This window comes from Gilliamella sp. ESL1225, assembly GCF_058502635.1.
The window spans coordinates 2038175-2054870 of sequence record NZ_CP196358.1; the positions used below are offsets into that span (position 1 = coordinate 2038175).

Below are 16696 nucleotides of genomic sequence, written 5' to 3' on the forward strand. Positions count from 1 at the left end.
AACAATCTGTGTGAACACTTGCAAGGTCTTCGTAAGGAGGTGATCCAACCGCAGGTTCCCCTACGGTTACCTTGTTACGACTTCACCCCAGTCATGAATCACACCGTGGTAAACGCCCCCCCGAAGGTTAAGCTATCTACTTCTGGTGCAACCCACTCCCATGGTGTGACGGGCGGTGTGTACAAGGCCCGGGAACGTATTCACCGTGACATTCTGATTCACGATTACTAGCGATTCCGACTTCATGGAGTCGAGTTGCAGACTCCAATCCGGACTTAGACGTACTTTATGAGGTCCGCTTGCTCTCGCGAGGTCGCTTCCCTTTGTATACGCCATTGTAGCACGTGTGTAGCCCTGGTCGTAAGGGCCATGATGACTTGACGTCGTCCCCACCTTCCTCCGCTTTATCAACGGCAGTCTCCTTTGAGTTCCCACCTCTACGTGCTGGCAACAAAGGATAAGGGTTGCGCTCGTTGCGGGACTTAACCCAACATTTCACAACACGAGCTGACGACAGCCATGCAGCACCTGTCTCACAGTTCCCGAAGGCACTCTCACATCTCTGCAAGATTCTGTGGATGTCAAGACCAGGTAAGGTTCTTCGCGTTGCATCGAATTAAACCACATGCTCCACCGCTTGTGCGGGCCCCCGTCAATTCATTTGAGTTTTAACCTTGCGGCCGTACTCCCCAGGCGGTCGATTTATCGCGTTAGCTTCGGAGCCCATCACTCTAGGCAACAAACTCCAAATCGACATCGTTTACAGCGTGGACTACCAGGGTATCTAATCCTGTTTGCTCCCCACGCTTTCGCATCTCAGCGTCAGTATCTGTCCAGAAGGCCGCCTTCGCCACCGGTATTCCTCCACATCTCTACGCATTTCACCGCTACACGTGGAATTCTACCTTCCTCTACAATACTCTAGTTAACCAGTTTTAAATGCTATTCCTAGGTTGAGCCCAGGGCTTTCACACCTAACTTAATTATCCGCCTACATGCCCTTTACGCCCAGTCATTCCGATTAACGCTCGCACCCTCCGTATTACCGCGGCTGCTGGCACGGAGTTAGCCGGTGCTTCTTCTGTGAGTAACGTCAATAATTTACACTATTCATGTAATTACTTCCTCCTCACCGAAAGTGCTTTACAACCCGAAGGCCTTCTTCACACACGCGGCATGGCTGCATCAGGGTTCCCCCCATTGTGCAATATTCCCCACTGCTGCCTCCCGTAGGAGTCTGGACCGTGTCTCAGTTCCAGTGTGGCTGGTCATCCTCTCAGACCAGCTAGAGATCGTCGCCTTGGTAAGCCTTTACCCTACCAACTAGCTAATCCCATATGGGCTCATCAAATGGCGAGTGGTCTTGCGATCCCACCCTTTGGTCTCTCAACTTTATGCGGTATTAGCAGTCGTTTCCAACTGTTGTCCCCCTCCATTCGGCAAATTCCCATACATTACTCACCCGTCCGCCACTCGTCAGCAGTAAAGCAAGCTCTACCCTGTTACCGTTCGACTTGCATGTGTTAAGCCTGCCGCCAGCGTTCAATCTGAGCCATGATCAAACTCTTCAATTTAAAGTTTGATGCTCAATAACTGTCTCCGCTTCTTTCTTTAACTTTCGTCAAATGAATCTCGAGTTCACTTATTAAGACTTCTTAATTCTCGCCTCTCGGCTTTATTCTTCTGCCTTACAAGTGCCCACACAGATTGTCTGTTTCTTAATTTTTAAAGAGCTGACAGCTCGTTATTTTTAACTCTTCACCTCTTCTTAATTAGTGAAGTTGCTGTCTTAAGGGTTGCGTATATTACGCTAGTATTTTAGATTCGTCAAGATCTTTTTTCATGAATCTTCGATCTTAATTGGTAAACTTACTTGTTATAACGTTACCAGTGAGGCGAATTATAGGCATAAATTAAAATGATGCAAGTAATAATTATTAAATTTAGCCTTATTTCAATTTTTTGAGCGCGATTGCGTTAAAAATAGAAATAATATTTTCAAATTATAATCAATATCATTTGATTATTTACTTTTTTAAAGTAATTATTCGCACATACTTTTAATTTTAAACTAAATACAAATTATTATGCCATTTACATTTGCACATCCTGCAATTATATTGCCTTTTTGCAAACAATCTCGATATTTTTCGCTGACAGGATTAATTGTTGGTAGTATGTCACCAGATTTTGAATATTTTGTAAGAGTAAATATTAAAAGTATTTACAGTCATACATGGACGGGCATCTTTCTGTTTGATTTACCGATGTCTTTACTAATTACGTTTATATTTCATTCCTTTATTCGTAATGATTTAATTAAAAATCTACCATACTCGTTATATTCGCGCTTTTATCATACATTGCAGTTTAGTTGGAATCACTATTTTTGCCATCATTGGTTTATTGTTATTACTTCCATATTAATAGGTATTTTGTCACATATTTTTTGGGATTCCTTTACCCATAAAACAGGGTATTTTGTACAACATATTTCTTTTTTACAATTTAAAATGTCAATAAATAATATTGAGATTCCTATGTATAAAGTATTACAACATACTAGTTCTATAATAGGAATGCTATTGATTTTATTTTATATTGCATTATTACCTACTAAAAAACAGCAACCTAATCATATCAATCGTTTTTATTGGGGATGTGTGATTGGACTAGTTATATGCCTACTTATCATTGCGACTTATATGATAGCTTTCCAGCAAATTGGTTCCTTAATTGTGATAATTATTGATGCAATATTTATAGCCTTAATATTGACACCATTCATTTTAAAAGGGATAAATAAGTTAAAATCAGTATAAAGGTAAATTTTATACTGATTGAATTCGCTTATTATGCTATCTCTTTTATTTTTTGTGGGAGATTTGCTAAGCTGTCTATAACCCAATCGGCTTGTTGTCGAGCTTCTTCCGTTATCTTATCACCGGTTTTAACTAAGACAGTTTTTTTAACACCGGCATTTTTTCCTGACAGTAAATCAGATAATTTATCACCAACCATGTATGAATTAGCAATATCAATGTTTAATTCTTTTGCTGCTGTTTGAATCATACCCGGATGAGGTTTACGGCATTCGCAGTTGTCAACTAGCGGATCATGTGGACAATAATAGATGCCATCTAAATCAACACCTCTGTCTTGCAATGACCAATCCATCCATTCTGTTAAAGTTTGAAATTGTTCGTCTGTAAAAATATTTCTAGCAATACCAGATTGATTGGTTGTAATAACTAATAAAAAACCCATTTTTTTGAGTTCTTGCATAGCTTCGATAACACCATCAATAAAATGAAATTCATCAATGGTATGGACATAATTATAATCAATGTTAATGGTGCCATCTCGATCTAAAAAAATAGCTGGCTTCATGGTTAACCTCTTATATATTAAGTAGATAATTCTTTTTTAGTTAATAAATATGATTGACTTAGATGTCTAGACGTCTTAATATTTATGTATCTCTTCTTTATATTTACTATTATGATACGACTGCAGCACATTTCAAAAATCTTTAAGCAAGGTAAAAAAGAAATCCTAGCCTTAAAAGATATTAATATTCATGTTCCCCAAGGGCAGATTTACGGCGTTATTGGAAAATCAGGCGCAGGCAAGAGTACACTTATTCGCTGTGTTAATCTATTAGAAAGACCAACTAGTGGAAAGATTTTTTTTGATGGACAAGAAATCACAGATTTATCAAATAATCAGTTGATACCCATTCGTCGTAAAATTAGTATGATCTTTCAACATTTTAATCTCCTTTCATCACGCACGGTATTTGATAATATTGCTTTTGCTCTTGAGCTAAGTCACACACCAAAAAAAGTCATTAAACAAAAAGTTAATGAGCTGATTGAGTTAGTGGGTTTACATGAAAAAGCAGATGCTTACCCGGCTAATTTATCAGGTGGACAAAAACAAAGAGTGGCCATTGCTCGGGCTTTAGCCAGTGATCCGAAAGTATTATTATGTGATGAGGCAACGAGCGCTTTAGATCCTGAAACAACACGTTCAATCTTAGCCTTATTAAAAGACATCAATCAAAAAATGAATTTAACCATTTTATTAATTACGCATGAAATGGATGTCGTAAAACAAATTTGTGATAAAGTTGCCGTTATTAGCGATGGTTCACTTGTTGAACAATCACCTGTTGGTGAAATGTTTTCCAATGCAAAAACTGAAATTGCTCGGCAATTTATTCAATCGACTTTACATCTCAATATCCCTGATGACTATTTAAAAAGATTATCAAAAAAAGATGAAATATCGAAAAATCTGCTGGTAAAATTAGAATTTTCCGGCGTTTCTGTTGACTCTCCACTGCTTTCACAAATATCAAAACAATTTAATATTGAATCTAATATTATTAGTGCTCAAATGGATTATGCGGGTGGCGTTAAATTTGGTTTGATGTTAACGGAATTAATCGGCAATAAAATTGATTGTAATTTAGCAATCCAGTTTTTAGAAAAAAATAATACTAAGGTCGAGGTTTTAGGTTATGTTTGATTTTTTACCATCATTTACCCCTTTTTATTCGTTGTTAACATTTTTATCTCACTTTGGTTTTTGGTCTGATTTTATTCATTTTTGTTCTTCATTTAATGGATTAAATCAAGCGATGATTTTTAAAATTGGGCAAGCTATAGACCAAACTATTTATATGCTAATTTTATCTAGTTTTTTCGGAGCACTCATTGGATTGCCAATTGGCATCTTATTATATGCCACGCGTTCTGGTCATATTTTAGAATCAGGTTTGGCGTATTTAATCATTTCGTTTATAACAAATATATTTCGATCCATCCCTTTCATTATCCTAATTGTATGGTGTATACCTTTCACAAAATTTTTATTAGGTACTTTTATTGGCACTGCAGCGATTGTCCCACTCAGTATCGGTGTATCTCCTTTAGTTGCAAGGATGATTGAAAATGCATTACTTGATGTCCCAAAAGGACTCATCGAAGCTTCACGTTCAATGGGAGCAACATCATTACAAATTATTTATAAAGTATTAATTCCCGAATCATTACCTGTTATTGTTAATAGTATGACAATAACACTTATTACATTAACAAGTTATGTTGCTATGGCTGGCGTTGTTGGGGCTGGTGGTCTTGGTCAACTAGCAATTCAATATGGATATAATGGCTATAAACCCGCTATTATGAATACCGTTATGGTTATTTTAATCATTATTGTTTTTATCATTCAACTTGTTGGAAATAAAATAGTTAAACGTGTTACACACAACTAATCTAGGAGATATTTATGTCACTTAAAAAGATCACCCTTATCACCTCACTAGTAAGCAGTATTTTTTTGACAACATTTGCAAATACTGCAATAGCCAAATCTATTAAGTTAGGTGTCATTTCTGGTCCAGAACAAGAAGTCGCCGAAATTGTTAAACAACAAGCTAAGGATCTTTATGATCTTGATGTCGAAATAGTTATTTTTAACGATTACGTTTTACCTAATCAGGCTTTAAACGATAAAATGATTGACGTAAATGCATTTCAGCACAAACCTTTCTTAGATGAACAAATCAAAGAACGTGGCTATAAATTAGCCATTGTTGGTCATTCTTTTGTCTATCCGATTGCAGGTTATTCTTTTAAACTCAAACCTTTAGATAACACGAAAGAAAATCAAAAAGGCGTTCAAGTCACATCACCTCGTGGTGATCATTATTTAATACCTGATAATTCAACAATTGCGATCCCCAATGATCCATCAAATTTAGGTCGAACTTTATTATTAATGCAACACGAAGGCATGATAAAAGTTGATCCAAATAAAGGGCTATTACCGACGACACTCGATATTACTGAAAACCCCCACAATTTTCAAATCCTTGAATTAGAAGCGCCTATGTTACCTCGCTCTCTAGATGATAAAACGGTAACTTTAGCTATTATTAATAATGCTTTTGCCGGTCAAATTGAATTAACACCGAGTGAAGATGGAATTTTTGTTGAAGATAAAGATTCGCCTTATGTTAATATCATTGTTGCGCGTGAAGATAATCAAAATGATGAAGATGTCAAAAACTTTGTTAAAGCATTCCAAACGGAAGCTGTTGAACAAAAAGCCATTGAAGTATTTCATGGCGGCGCTATTCGCGGCTGGTAATTGAGGCTTAAATTAATTTATCTGTTATCGCTATTTTATGGTTGATAACAGATATCATTACAACAATATGATTTTATTGTTTTTTAGATTTAATAATATTTAAATCCTTATTAAGTAATAGCAAACATAATTTATAACGATAAAACGGGATTTAGCTAGTTATCTTATCAAATCAAATAAATTTATGAAGAATTATCAAATAACGCCTATCGGCTTGATCCGTTCACCTTATAGCGAAAAATTTGCCGTACCTAGACAACCTAATTTAGTATCAAAAGGACAAGGAGAATTATTACTGTTACCTCCTTACGATAATATTAATAGCGTAAAAGGTTTATCACAATTTTCGCATTTATGGTTATTATTTATTTTTGATAAAATCGATACTAATAAATGGGGTATGACCGTTCGACCACCACGTTTAGGTGGAAATAAATCAATGGGCATTTTTGCAACACGATCACCTTTTAGACCGAATCATATTGGATTATCAGCAGTAGAATTATTAGATATTGAAACTAAAAATAAACAAATTATTTTAAAATTAGGTAGCGTTGATTTAGTTGATGGCACACCTATTGTCGATATTAAACCATATATACCTTATAGTGATTGCTACCCCAATGCCAAAGCAGGTTATGCGCAATCAATTCCTCATGAACTTTTAACCGTGGAATTTTCAAAACAAGCGCAACAAATGATAAGGCAAAATCCTTCTTTTCCTGATTTATATGAACTTATCCAGCAAGTTATTGCTCAAGATCCAAGACCTGCTTATAAAAAACGCCTTACTACGCTACAGGTCTATGGTATTAAACTTTATCATTTTAATATTAAGTGGCAAGTTGTTGATTGTCATGCCACTATTATCGAAATTAATGAAACTGATAACTAAACATAATTTAGTGTAGTGTATTATTCTGACTATTACGTAACTGCGCGATATCGATTGAATCAAATGAATAATCTGTACCACAGTAATCACAATGAATATCAATTTTACCCTTTTCAGCCAGTATATTATTAATTTCTTGTACCGGTAACGAAAGTAGAGCATTAGCAAAACGCTCATGAGAACAACCACATTTAAAAGTAATTGGTTGTGTATCAAATACGCGAACATCTTCTTGATGATAAAGCCGAAATAAAATCTCATCTATTGGCAAAGAAAATAATTCTTGTTGGCTAATCGTTTCGGTTAATGCTGTTAAATGATCAAAGGATTCACTGTTATCTTCTTCACTGGGTAAAGCTTGCAATAAAATGCCTGCTGCTATAGGTTTACTTTCATATAGACCCGTTTTAATGAATAAGCGCGTCGGTAATTGTTCAGATTGTTCAAAATAATTTTCAATACACTCAATGAGCGTTTCTTTTTCTAATGAAACAATACCTTGATAAGGCTCGCCTTGTTTAGGTGTGATTGTTATCACAATATAACCATTACCAACCATATCTTTTAAACTAGCTTGTTCATTAATATCGCCATTAATACGTGCAACACCACGTAATTCTTGGTGATTATTGCCATTAATGACTGCAAGTGTTAGCGGCCCATCACCTTGTAATTGAACGGCTATCTCCCCATCAAATTTTAACGTTGCCGTTAATAAGCTTGTTATAACTAATAATTCACCTAATAAATTTTGAACAGCAACAGGATAATCATGATTATTCAAAATAGATTGCAATGTTTCTTCAATGCGACAGACTTCACCACGGATAGGATGATTATCAAATAAAAAACGATTTAATGTATCCATTAATTTTGCCCCTCTTGTTGTCTATCTTGTTTAAATTTAATTAGGTTACGTCTTTCTTTTTTATCAGGTCTTCTATCAGAATGTGGCATTGATAGAGAATTTAACTTTCGTAATCTAGCAATTTGTTCACGTTTTTCAATACTATCAAGGGTTTCTTGATAAAAAATTTGTGCTTCCGTTGCTGAGCCCCTTTTATCCGCAATAAAATTTATTTGGACTTCTTTAACATCATATCCTTGTCGTAATTGTATTATATCGCCTAATTGTACTATTTTACTTGGCTTAGCTCGTTGCCCATTATAATGGACTTTACCCCCATCTATCATCTGGCGTGCTAATGCACGCGTTTTATAAAATCGCGCTGCCCAAAGCCATTTATCTAAACGAATATTGCTCATTAATATCCTCTATTGATGATGATCATTTATAGGATGATTAACGCCATTTATTATAATAGTACCATTCTCAGCATATTGCCCAATGTCACTATATAATTGCACATTAAAATTCCGTACTAAAGGGAGATGATTAATTAATTTCCATTTAGAAAGAAAACTGGGATCAACATTATAAGCATAAATATTTAAAGGCATGAATTTATTAATATCTGCATTTAATATCGCATCGGCTTCTACCATACCTTTGTCAATTAATAAGCTTGCTTTAACTATTTTTTTATTATCTGATTCAACATTAATATTCATATCAGAGTAATTAAAATCAATAGATGCCAAAGAGCTTTTTTTCGCTTTTAACGTTAAATTCCCATTGTATAAACCTAATTTATTATCCTTAATTAACATAATATTATTACCTGAGCCTTCTAATTGCTCAAAGACAAACGGATAATTTGCATTTATTCCAATTAACAAGCTAGGTAATATGATTAATTTATTGATTGAAAGTTGATTCAAATAAATAGGAAATGAAGATAAAGTTATATCATCTGCAAAAACATAATCCACGCTTGAGATTAACACTTTATCGAGCTGTAAATGATTATCTTGCCATTGACCGTTAAAATTAATCAATCCTTTATTCCAACTCATTAAGGCTTTTTCAATATTGATGGACTCATTATTCGCCGTAATTTTAAAAAGAGGTGTATTAAAAGTATGATTATATAATTTTACGGCATCGGCATTAAATACAATTTCACTGTGATCAAAATGTAGTGAATGATCAAATGTAATATTTGTCGCATCAATATTACCATTTTCGACTAATAAAAAAGGTAACTGAAAGCTACTATTAAACATCGAAAAATTATGTAATTTAAATTTGGGTAATTGTGATATAACCGACTCGTGATTGATTAAATTATTAAAACTTTGAAAATAAATCTTACTTAATTTTAATTCATCAATATCAAAACTTTTATCCGGTAGTATTTTAAATTTACTTATAAAATACCCTTCATTAATATTACCACCAAACTTAGTGATATTTAAAACATCATTCTTTTTAAAGCCTTGCAACATGAGTGATAAAACATTCAACTCGTTAAATACGACTTTACGTGCTGTTAAATCAAATTGATAATCTTCATCTTTTATAGAAAAGGGGTAAATTCTACCTGTAACATTTTCTAATAAAACAGGATTAGAGTTATTTTCAAAGGTTAATTTAACGGTACTATTAATGAGATTTAATGAATTACTCGAAAATCTCTGTTGATTTACCCAATCATTATTAATCATTGCATCATTTACTATGACATAATCAAAATGTTCAAGTTGCCATATATTTTGCTTATCTAAACCAATAATTAATTTAGGGATCTTTATAAGGGATTTGTTATTATCAGCAATGGAAACATCAAAAAGTGTTACTTCATAAGGATTTGTCAGTGAATGATGGATATCTTTTATCGAAATTTTCAATGAACAATAGCTCGATAATTGCTGGCTGACAAATTTTGCTCCATATGCTGTTTGGATAAAAAAATAAATAAATAAAATGGCTATCCAGCCAATCATAAAGAAGGTAATAAAATAAAATCTTAATTGCCGCATAAATGATTAAAATATTAATAAAATAAAGATCAATTCTTTTAAGATAACTGATTTTAATCTAAATATCACTCTTTAAAAATAAATGATTTGTGATTAGCTTACGTTTGCAGTTAAGATATGACAGAAAGCGATTTTGAAAAAACTTATTAACTTCCCTCTCTTAATAGATGAGGGATTGTTTTTAATTTGCTGTAACTAGGAGATACAAAAATGAACCAAATCCCAATGACAGTAAAGGGAGCAGAATTATTACGTGCCGAACTTGAAGAATTAAAAAATGTCAAAAGACCACAAATTACAACAGCCATAGCTGAAGCAAGAGCGCACGGCGATTTAAAAGAAAATGCAGAATATCATGCTGCGCGTGAACAACAAGGTTTTTGTGAAGGTCGTATTTTAGAGATCGAAAGCAAACTTTCACAAGCACAAATTATTGACATTACTAAAGTAAACAATACAGGTAGAATTATATTTGGCGTTACTGTTACTGTTATTAATGTCGAAACTGAAGAAGAAACAACGTATAAAATTGTCGGTGATGATGAAGCCGATTTTCGGCAAAATCTTATTTCAATTAATTCACCCATTGCTCGTGGTTTAATTGGTAAAGAAGATGGCGATACAGTGCATATAAAAACGCCGGGAGGCGATGTGGAATTCGATATACTTAACGTAGAATATATCTAATTTGATTAATAGATTATTTATAAAATAATTTCTATTAATGGCAAAGATTCTCATTTAATCATTCACATTTAAAAAACAATAAAATGCAGGACTAAAAATCCTGCATTTTATTGCAACCTAAAACTGTATAAGTTATTCGTTATTATTTATATTACTTGGTCATTATTTAGGATTTAGGTAAATTTATTTTTCCATCTTCAGTAGGTCTGTAAATAGTAAAAATAGAGCCGACTAGTTGCACAGGAAACGCACTGGTTTCACGAATAATTGCATCGCAAATCAGTTTTTTAGTTTCTCTATCTTCAGCAGAAACTTTTATTTTGAGTAATTCGTGCGTATTAAGGGCTGATTCAATTTCTGCCAAAACACCTTCAGTAAAACCATTTCCACCAATCATAACAATGGGTTTTAAATGATGCGCTTCACCTTTTAAAAATTGTTTTTGTTTATTAGATAAATTCATGAATTTTTTATCGCATTGAGTTGTAATTTTGCTATTCTACCCTTATATATCCCTTTAAACAACTTCATTAAGTTGCCTTGATGGCTTATAAAGCCAAATAAATAAGACATAACTTATGATGCTATACTCGATAATCAAATTAAAATTACGAGTCAACTATTAAGGATAAATCTCTGTGAGTAATAAAAAACGTTCAGCAAGTTCGACAAGGTGGCTTAATGAACATTTTAAAGATCGTTTTGTGAAAGAAGCCCAAAAAAAAGGACTACGATCACGGGCTTGGTTTAAACTAGACGAAATACAACAAAGTGATAAATTATTTAAACCCGATATTACTGTCGTCGACCTTGGCGCAGCTCCGGGGGGGTGGTCACAATATGTTGCCAAATTAATTGGTAATAAAGGACGTATTATCGCTTGTGATTTATTGCCTATGGATCCCATAGTTGGTGTAGATTTTTTACAAGGGGATTTTCGTGACGAAGCTGTTTTACACACGCTTTTAGAACGTGTTGGTGCGGATAAAGTACAAGTTGTCATGTCTGATATGGCTCCTAATATGAGTGGGCAACCTGCAGTTGACATTCCTCGAGCTATGTATCTAGTAGAGCTTGCTTTAGATATGTGTAAAGACGTGCTTGCGGTCAATGGCAGCTTTATTGTAAAAGTCTTTCAAGGTGCCGGATTTGAAGATTATCTTAAAGAAGTTCGCCGTCTTTTCAAAACCGTTAAAATCCGCAAACCTGAAGCTTCAAGGGCAAGATCTCGAGAAGTTTATATTGTAGCTACCGGAATGAAACCATACAAAAAAGAAGATGCAATGATTAATATCGATGAACAGGAATAAACAATAAAAATAGCAATAAAATTAAGTGTATTAAATGATTAATAAAAGCAAATTATCGCATACTATAGTGTGTTTTTATAATCACTTATCAATTAATTAATCTATAAAAAAACATTTAGTTAATATTAATTGGATTTTAGCTAATGGATAAATAATAAAAGTAATCTTATTATTCTATTTCAAATTGAGATAGTAGGTAGAAAGCGATATAAATTTGTAGTACCATTACTTTTTTTATTTTAGTCTTAGCATTATTTATCTATGAGAGGTTTTTCTTTTGAACGAAATGGTAAAGAATTTACTCATCTGGGGTATAATTGCTGTGGTATTAATAACTATTGTTAATCACTTTAGTTCAATATCCAATAATGAACCTCAAGTCAATTATACGCAGTTTAATTCTGACGTAGTTAATCAAAAAGTTGATGAAGTTCGAATTAATGGACGTGAAATAGTTGCCAAAACTAAAAATAACGGCAGTTACGTTACCTATATCCCTTATTTTGACGATAAGCTCATTGATGATTTAGTCATAAACAAAGTCCGTGTTTTTGGCTCGCCCGATGAAAAACCCAGCTTATTAATGAATATCTTGATCTCATGGTTTCCTATTTTATTACTTATTGGATTTTGGTTCTTTATTATGCGCCAAATGCAAGGCGGTGGAAAAGGTGGACCAATGGCAGTCGGTAAAAGTAAAGCTAAAATGCTAACTGCTGATCAAGTGAAAACAAAATTTACCGATGTTGCTGGTAGTGAAGAAGCTAAACAAGAAGTAACCGAAGTTGTTGATTTTTTACGTTCTCCAGCCAAATACCAAAAATTAGGTGGTCACATTCCAAAAGGTATCTTAATGGTAGGACTACCAGGAACAGGTAAAACACTACTTGCTAAAGCCATTGCTGGTGAAGCCAATGTTCCGTTCTTCAGTATTTCAGGTTCAGATTTTGTAGAAATGTTTGTCGGTGTTGGTGCATCTCGTGTGCGTGATTTGTTTGACCAAGCTCGTAAACATTCACCTTGTATTATCTTTATCGATGAAATTGATGCCGTCGGACGTAAACGTGGCGCAGGTTCAATGGGTGGGCATGATGAACGCGAACAAACGCTAAACCAAATGTTAGTTGAAATGGATGGTTTTGAAGCAAATAGTGGCATCATTGTTATTGCCGCAACCAACCGGGCTGATATTTTAGATCCAGCTTTATTACGTCCGGGGCGTTTTGATAGACAAGTTCAAATTGATTTACCGGATTTAAAAAGCCGAGAAAAGATTTTGGCTGTGCATGTGCGTAAAGTCCCTTTAGCACCAAATGTCGACATTGCTTTATTAGCAAGAGGCACCCCTGGTTTTTCAGGAGCAAAATTGGCTAATTTGGTCAATGAAGCCGCGCTATTTGCAGCACGCCGTGACAAAACTCTAGTTGACATGACAGACTTTGAAGAAGCTCGCGATAAAATCTATATGGGTACCGAAAAACGCTCGTTAACCATGGCAAAAGAAATCCTTGTTTCAACAGCTTATCATGAAGCCGGTCATGCGATTATTGGTCATTTAATGCCAGATCACGATCCGATTCACAAAGTAACAATTATCCCACGTGGACCTGCATTAGGAGTGACTTTTTATCTTCCTAAAGACGATGAAGTGAGTAAAAGTCGTGAAAAATTAGAAGGTGAAATTGCTTCAACTTATGGCGGTCGTATTGCGGAAGAGTTAATTTATGGCGAAGAAAAAATATCAACAGGAGCATCTAGCGATATTAAACATGCAACCAAAATTGCACGCGCTATGGTTACCCAATGGGGATTTTCGGATAAATTAGGTCCATTATTTTATGAAATGGATGATAATAATTCGTACGGACGTCCGAAAGACATTTCAGACGAAACCTCCCGCATTATTGATGAAGAAATTAAAAGCATTACCGATCGTAATTATGCTCGAGCAAAACAAATCTTAATCGATAATATTGATGTGTTACATGCCATGAAAGATGCATTAATTAAATATGAAACTATTCATGCAAAACAAGTCACTGAATTAATTGAACGTCGCCCTGTGACACCACCAGATGGCTGGGGTGAAAAAGAAGAAAAAGCAGCTGATGAAGTTAAAACTGATATTAAAACAGATGTGAAAACCCAAGCTGAAAAAGTCGAACAGACTGAAAATGACGAAAATAATAATCAATCCGATAATTAATTTTAGTCCTAAAAAACGCGCTAATATAGCGCGTTTTTTTCATTAATAATGTGAATAAAATTAACACCTAAACCAATATAAAGCCTTAACAAGGATAAACCGTATGGAAATTCATTTTAAACATCATGTAATGGATCTTTCTTTTCCACAAGTTATGGGAATTGTTAATATGACGCCTGATTCATTTTCAGACGGCGGTAAATATAATAATCTTGAGGATGCAATACGTCGAGTAGACAATATGGTGCAAGCTGGGGCAACGTTTATTGATATTGGCGGCGAATCGACAAGACCTGGTGCAGGTGATGTCTCAGTCAATGAAGAGCTAGACCGAGTCATCTCCCTTGTTGAAAAGATAGCCTCTTATTTTGAAGTTTGGATTTCGGTTGATACCTCTAAAGCTCAGGTCATAACTGAATCAGCAAAAGCAGGAGCTCATTTAATTAACGATATCCGAGCCTTACAAGAAGAAGGTGCACTGCAAGCAGCACAGCAAAGCGGTTTACCTATTTGTTTAATGCACATGCAAGGCGATCCAAAAACAATGCAGAGTAATCCTAACTACCAACAAGATATTATTCAAGAAGTCGACCAATTTTTAAAGGAGCGTATAACAAGCTGTATAAATGCGGGCATTGCACTCGACAAACTCCTTTTAGATCCCGGTTTTGGTTTTGGTAAAAATTTAAATCACAATTATCGATTACTTGCCCATTTAGACTATTTTCAACATTTTAATTTGCCCTTATTGGTTGGCATGTCACGTAAATCCATGATTGGGCAAGTATTAAATGTTTCCCCGCAAGACAGAATGATTGGAAGCGTAACTACTGCCGTTATTGCAGCGATGAAAGGAGCGAACATCATTCGCGTACACGATGTAAAAGAAACCTTTGATGCATTAAGAATAGTGCAAGCAACCCAAGCAGAACGATAATATTAAAGGGTTAAGATTATTAACCCTTTAACAATCGACTTAAACTTAGCTAAGAAAAAAGTATACCGATAAACAGACAAAATCCTACATAATTATTATTTAAAAAAGCCTTAAAGCAATGGCTCCTAACGCGATTTTTAATTAACCATTGTTGATAAATAAAAAACAATAAAGTACAGACTACAGCAATATAATAAATCACCGATAGCGATTTTAAACAAGCAAGTAAAAATAAGCCCAATAAAGCGATCACTTGGAATATACCAATCATCAACTTATCGTATTTTCCAAATAAAATAGCGGTTGATTTAATACCTATTTTTAAATCATCTTGCCTATCAACCATGGCATATTCAGTATCATAAGCAATCGTCCAACAGATATTAATCACAAAAAGTAGCCAACAAGTGAGAGGAAAAGACTCAATCGTTGCGGCATAAGCCATTGGGATCCCCCAACTAAATGCAATACCTAATATTAATTGAGGTAAATGGGTATAGCGTTTCATAAACGGATAGCTTAATGCTGTCATTAAAGCCGCAATAGCAATTAACCAACATAAAGGGTTTAAGGTAAGCACTAATAATAGTGATAAACTAAGTAATACCATTAATGTATAAAGTGCTTTTTTTACAGATAACTGACCCGTTGCTAAAGGACGATTCTTAGTTCTTTCCACATGCCCATCAAAATCTCTATCTGCCAAATCATTAACCACACAACCCGCAGAGCGCATGATAAAAACGCCAGCAATTAACACCACCGTAATATAAATAGATTGATTACCAGTTAAACAAAGTGCCCATAACGTTGGCCAAAGTAATAATAAGGTACCGATAGGTTTATCTAATCGCATCAGACGTAAATAAGCTAACATCATTCATAAATTCGGTTAAAAAACATTAATCATGATTATACTGATTGATATTAAAGAAGCAATGACAGTAGATAAACATCCTACTTATTGTCGCTTTAAAGACTAAAATATTAACATTGTAGTAATAACAAAAATTGTAACGTAATTGATGCAAGTGCTTGATAAAAAGGGCTAATCGAATTGCACTTTAATTTATCAAGATAATTAAATGCCCAAGTCAATAAATGTTCAGTCAATAATTGTTGAGCTGCCGATACGTTATTTTGCTCAACTAAAAATACATATGCCATCAACATAAGCCCGAACTGATCTTCCGGCTCATTTTGCCCGGTTGATAACTGTAATTGTTGAGTTTGTAAAAATTGTCGGTAACGCCCCAGTGAAGCTCCCATAAGTAATTGCTCATTATCGAGATAATATGATCCCCAAGGTGGTACCTCCATCTTCCCCTGCCCTTCAAATAAGAGTGAAAAATGATAAGCTAATTCAGGATGATCAAGGCTCTGTCTTAATATTTGACAATTTTCTTTAATGGATTTTGCATCTTGCCAAATAGGTAATTGGTCAAGGTGTAATAATGTAGGGATTAGAGACCGGGTAATAGCCGACTGTGGTGGATAATAAAAAAAAGGACTAAGTAATTTGGCAAGGTGGTATATGGCGGTTTGAGCATAATACATTTTATCATCTTCTATATTAAAATTTGTGTATGGCATAGTATTCCTTATTTAAAATGAGG

At 34.5% G+C, this 16696-nt stretch carries 15 protein-coding genes, 1 rRNA gene and 1 pseudogene; 9 read left to right on the forward strand and 8 right to left on the reverse strand.

The window, feature by feature from the left end; translation table 11 throughout:
* Positions 1-32: 32 nt before the first annotated feature.
* Positions 33-1574 (reverse strand): 16S ribosomal RNA (locus tag ACSYSW_RS09335).
* Between the two features lie 513 nt (positions 1575-2087).
* On the opposite strand from ACSYSW_RS09335, the gene ACSYSW_RS09340 reads away from it, so the two are divergent.
* Positions 2088-2822: a DUF4184 family protein gene (locus ACSYSW_RS09340; RefSeq protein WP_491705314.1), complete on the forward strand. Its 735-nt coding sequence runs from the start codon at positions 2088-2090 to the stop codon at positions 2820-2822.
* A 31-nt stretch (positions 2823-2853) separates the two neighbouring features.
* Here ACSYSW_RS09340 and gmhB read toward each other — a convergent pair whose 3' ends face one another.
* Positions 2854-3390, reverse strand: coding sequence for a D-glycero-beta-D-manno-heptose 1,7-bisphosphate 7-phosphatase (gene gmhB / locus ACSYSW_RS09345; RefSeq protein WP_491705313.1), 537 nt, complete (start codon positions 3388-3390; stop codon positions 2854-2856).
* 111 nt (positions 3391-3501) lie between these two features.
* Between gmhB and metN the strand changes: the two genes are divergently transcribed.
* The 4 genes from metN (at position 3502) to tsaA (ending at position 7057) form a co-directional block, all read left to right on the forward strand.
* Entirely contained in the window at positions 3502-4533 is a 1032-nt protein-coding gene (metN, locus tag ACSYSW_RS09350) for a methionine ABC transporter ATP-binding protein MetN (protein ID WP_491705312.1), read from the forward strand.
* Between the two features lie 112 nt (positions 4534-4645).
* Positions 4646-5284 carry a methionine ABC transporter permease gene (locus tag ACSYSW_RS09355; RefSeq protein ID WP_491706044.1) on the forward strand — a complete coding sequence of 213 codons (639 nt, stop codon included), beginning with the start codon at positions 4646-4648 and terminating at the stop codon, positions 5282-5284.
* 8 nt (positions 5285-5292) lie between these two features.
* Positions 5293-6162 (forward strand): MetQ/NlpA family ABC transporter substrate-binding protein, encoded by an 870-nt coding sequence (locus ACSYSW_RS09360; protein WP_491706043.1) that lies wholly within the window; start codon positions 5293-5295, stop codon positions 6160-6162.
* Positions 6163-6346: 184 nt separating this feature from the next.
* Positions 6347-7057 carry a tRNA (N6-threonylcarbamoyladenosine(37)-N6)-methyltransferase TrmO gene (gene tsaA, locus ACSYSW_RS09365; protein WP_491705311.1) on the forward strand — a complete coding sequence of 237 codons (711 nt, stop codon included), beginning with the start codon at positions 6347-6349 and terminating at the stop codon, positions 7055-7057.
* A 7-nt stretch (positions 7058-7064) separates the two neighbouring features.
* Here the strand turns inward: tsaA and hslO are convergent, their stop codons facing one another.
* From hslO to ACSYSW_RS09380, 3 genes are read right to left on the reverse strand one after another with little or no spacing between them, the layout of a single operon-like run.
* On the reverse strand, positions 7065-7925 hold the full coding sequence (gene hslO / locus ACSYSW_RS09370) for an Hsp33 family molecular chaperone HslO (protein WP_491705310.1): 861 nt from the start codon (positions 7923-7925) through the stop codon (positions 7065-7067).
* On the reverse strand, positions 7925-8323 hold the full coding sequence (gene hslR, locus ACSYSW_RS09375; RefSeq protein ID WP_491705309.1) for a ribosome-associated heat shock protein Hsp15: 399 nt from the start codon (positions 8321-8323) through the stop codon (positions 7925-7927). Before hslR ends, hslO begins: the two co-directional genes overlap by 1 nt.
* 9 nt (positions 8324-8332) lie before the next feature.
* A complete protein-coding gene (locus tag ACSYSW_RS09380; protein ID WP_491705308.1) occupies positions 8333-9904 on the reverse strand; it encodes a hypothetical protein in 1572 nt (523 codons plus the stop codon).
* 246 nt (positions 9905-10150) lie between these two features.
* On the opposite strand from ACSYSW_RS09380, the gene greA reads away from it, so the two are divergent.
* Complete coding sequence (gene greA / locus ACSYSW_RS09385) at positions 10151-10627, forward strand: transcription elongation factor GreA (RefSeq protein ID WP_491705307.1); 477 nt, start codon at positions 10151-10153, stop codon at positions 10625-10627.
* A 166-nt stretch (positions 10628-10793) separates the two neighbouring features.
* Here greA and yhbY read toward each other — a convergent pair whose 3' ends face one another.
* The gene (gene yhbY / locus ACSYSW_RS09390) at positions 10794-11090 is read right to left on the reverse strand and encodes a ribosome assembly RNA-binding protein YhbY (RefSeq protein ID WP_491705306.1); all 297 of its coding nucleotides are present in this window, start codon (positions 11088-11090) and stop codon (positions 10794-10796) included.
* 175 nt (positions 11091-11265) lie between these two features.
* Here yhbY and rlmE point away from each other — a divergent pair, with 175 nt between their 5' ends.
* The 3 genes and pseudogenes from rlmE to folP all read left to right on the forward strand — a co-directional run bounded on the left by rlmE (position 11266) and on the right by folP (position 15080).
* Positions 11266-11937, forward strand: a complete 672-nt coding sequence (gene rlmE / locus ACSYSW_RS09395) for a 23S rRNA (uridine(2552)-2'-O)-methyltransferase RlmE (protein ID WP_491705305.1) — start codon at positions 11266-11268, stop codon at positions 11935-11937.
* A gap of 277 nt (positions 11938-12214) precedes the next feature.
* Positions 12215-14026, forward strand: a pseudogene (gene ftsH, locus ACSYSW_RS09400) (ATP-dependent zinc metalloprotease FtsH); the annotation flags it as partial.
* A gap of 220 nt (positions 14027-14246) precedes the next feature.
* Positions 14247-15080, forward strand: coding sequence for a dihydropteroate synthase (gene folP, locus ACSYSW_RS09405; protein WP_491705304.1), 834 nt, complete (start codon positions 14247-14249; stop codon positions 15078-15080).
* A gap of 49 nt (positions 15081-15129) precedes the next feature.
* Here the strand turns inward: folP and ubiA are convergent, their stop codons facing one another.
* On the reverse strand, positions 15130-15960 hold the full coding sequence (gene ubiA / locus ACSYSW_RS09410; protein ID WP_491705303.1) for a 4-hydroxybenzoate octaprenyltransferase: 831 nt from the start codon (positions 15958-15960) through the stop codon (positions 15130-15132).
* Positions 15961-16067: 107 nt separating this feature from the next.
* Complete coding sequence (locus ACSYSW_RS09415; protein WP_491705302.1) at positions 16068-16673, reverse strand: TorD/DmsD family molecular chaperone; 606 nt, start codon at positions 16671-16673, stop codon at positions 16068-16070.
* Between the last annotated feature and the right edge of the window lie 23 nt (positions 16674-16696).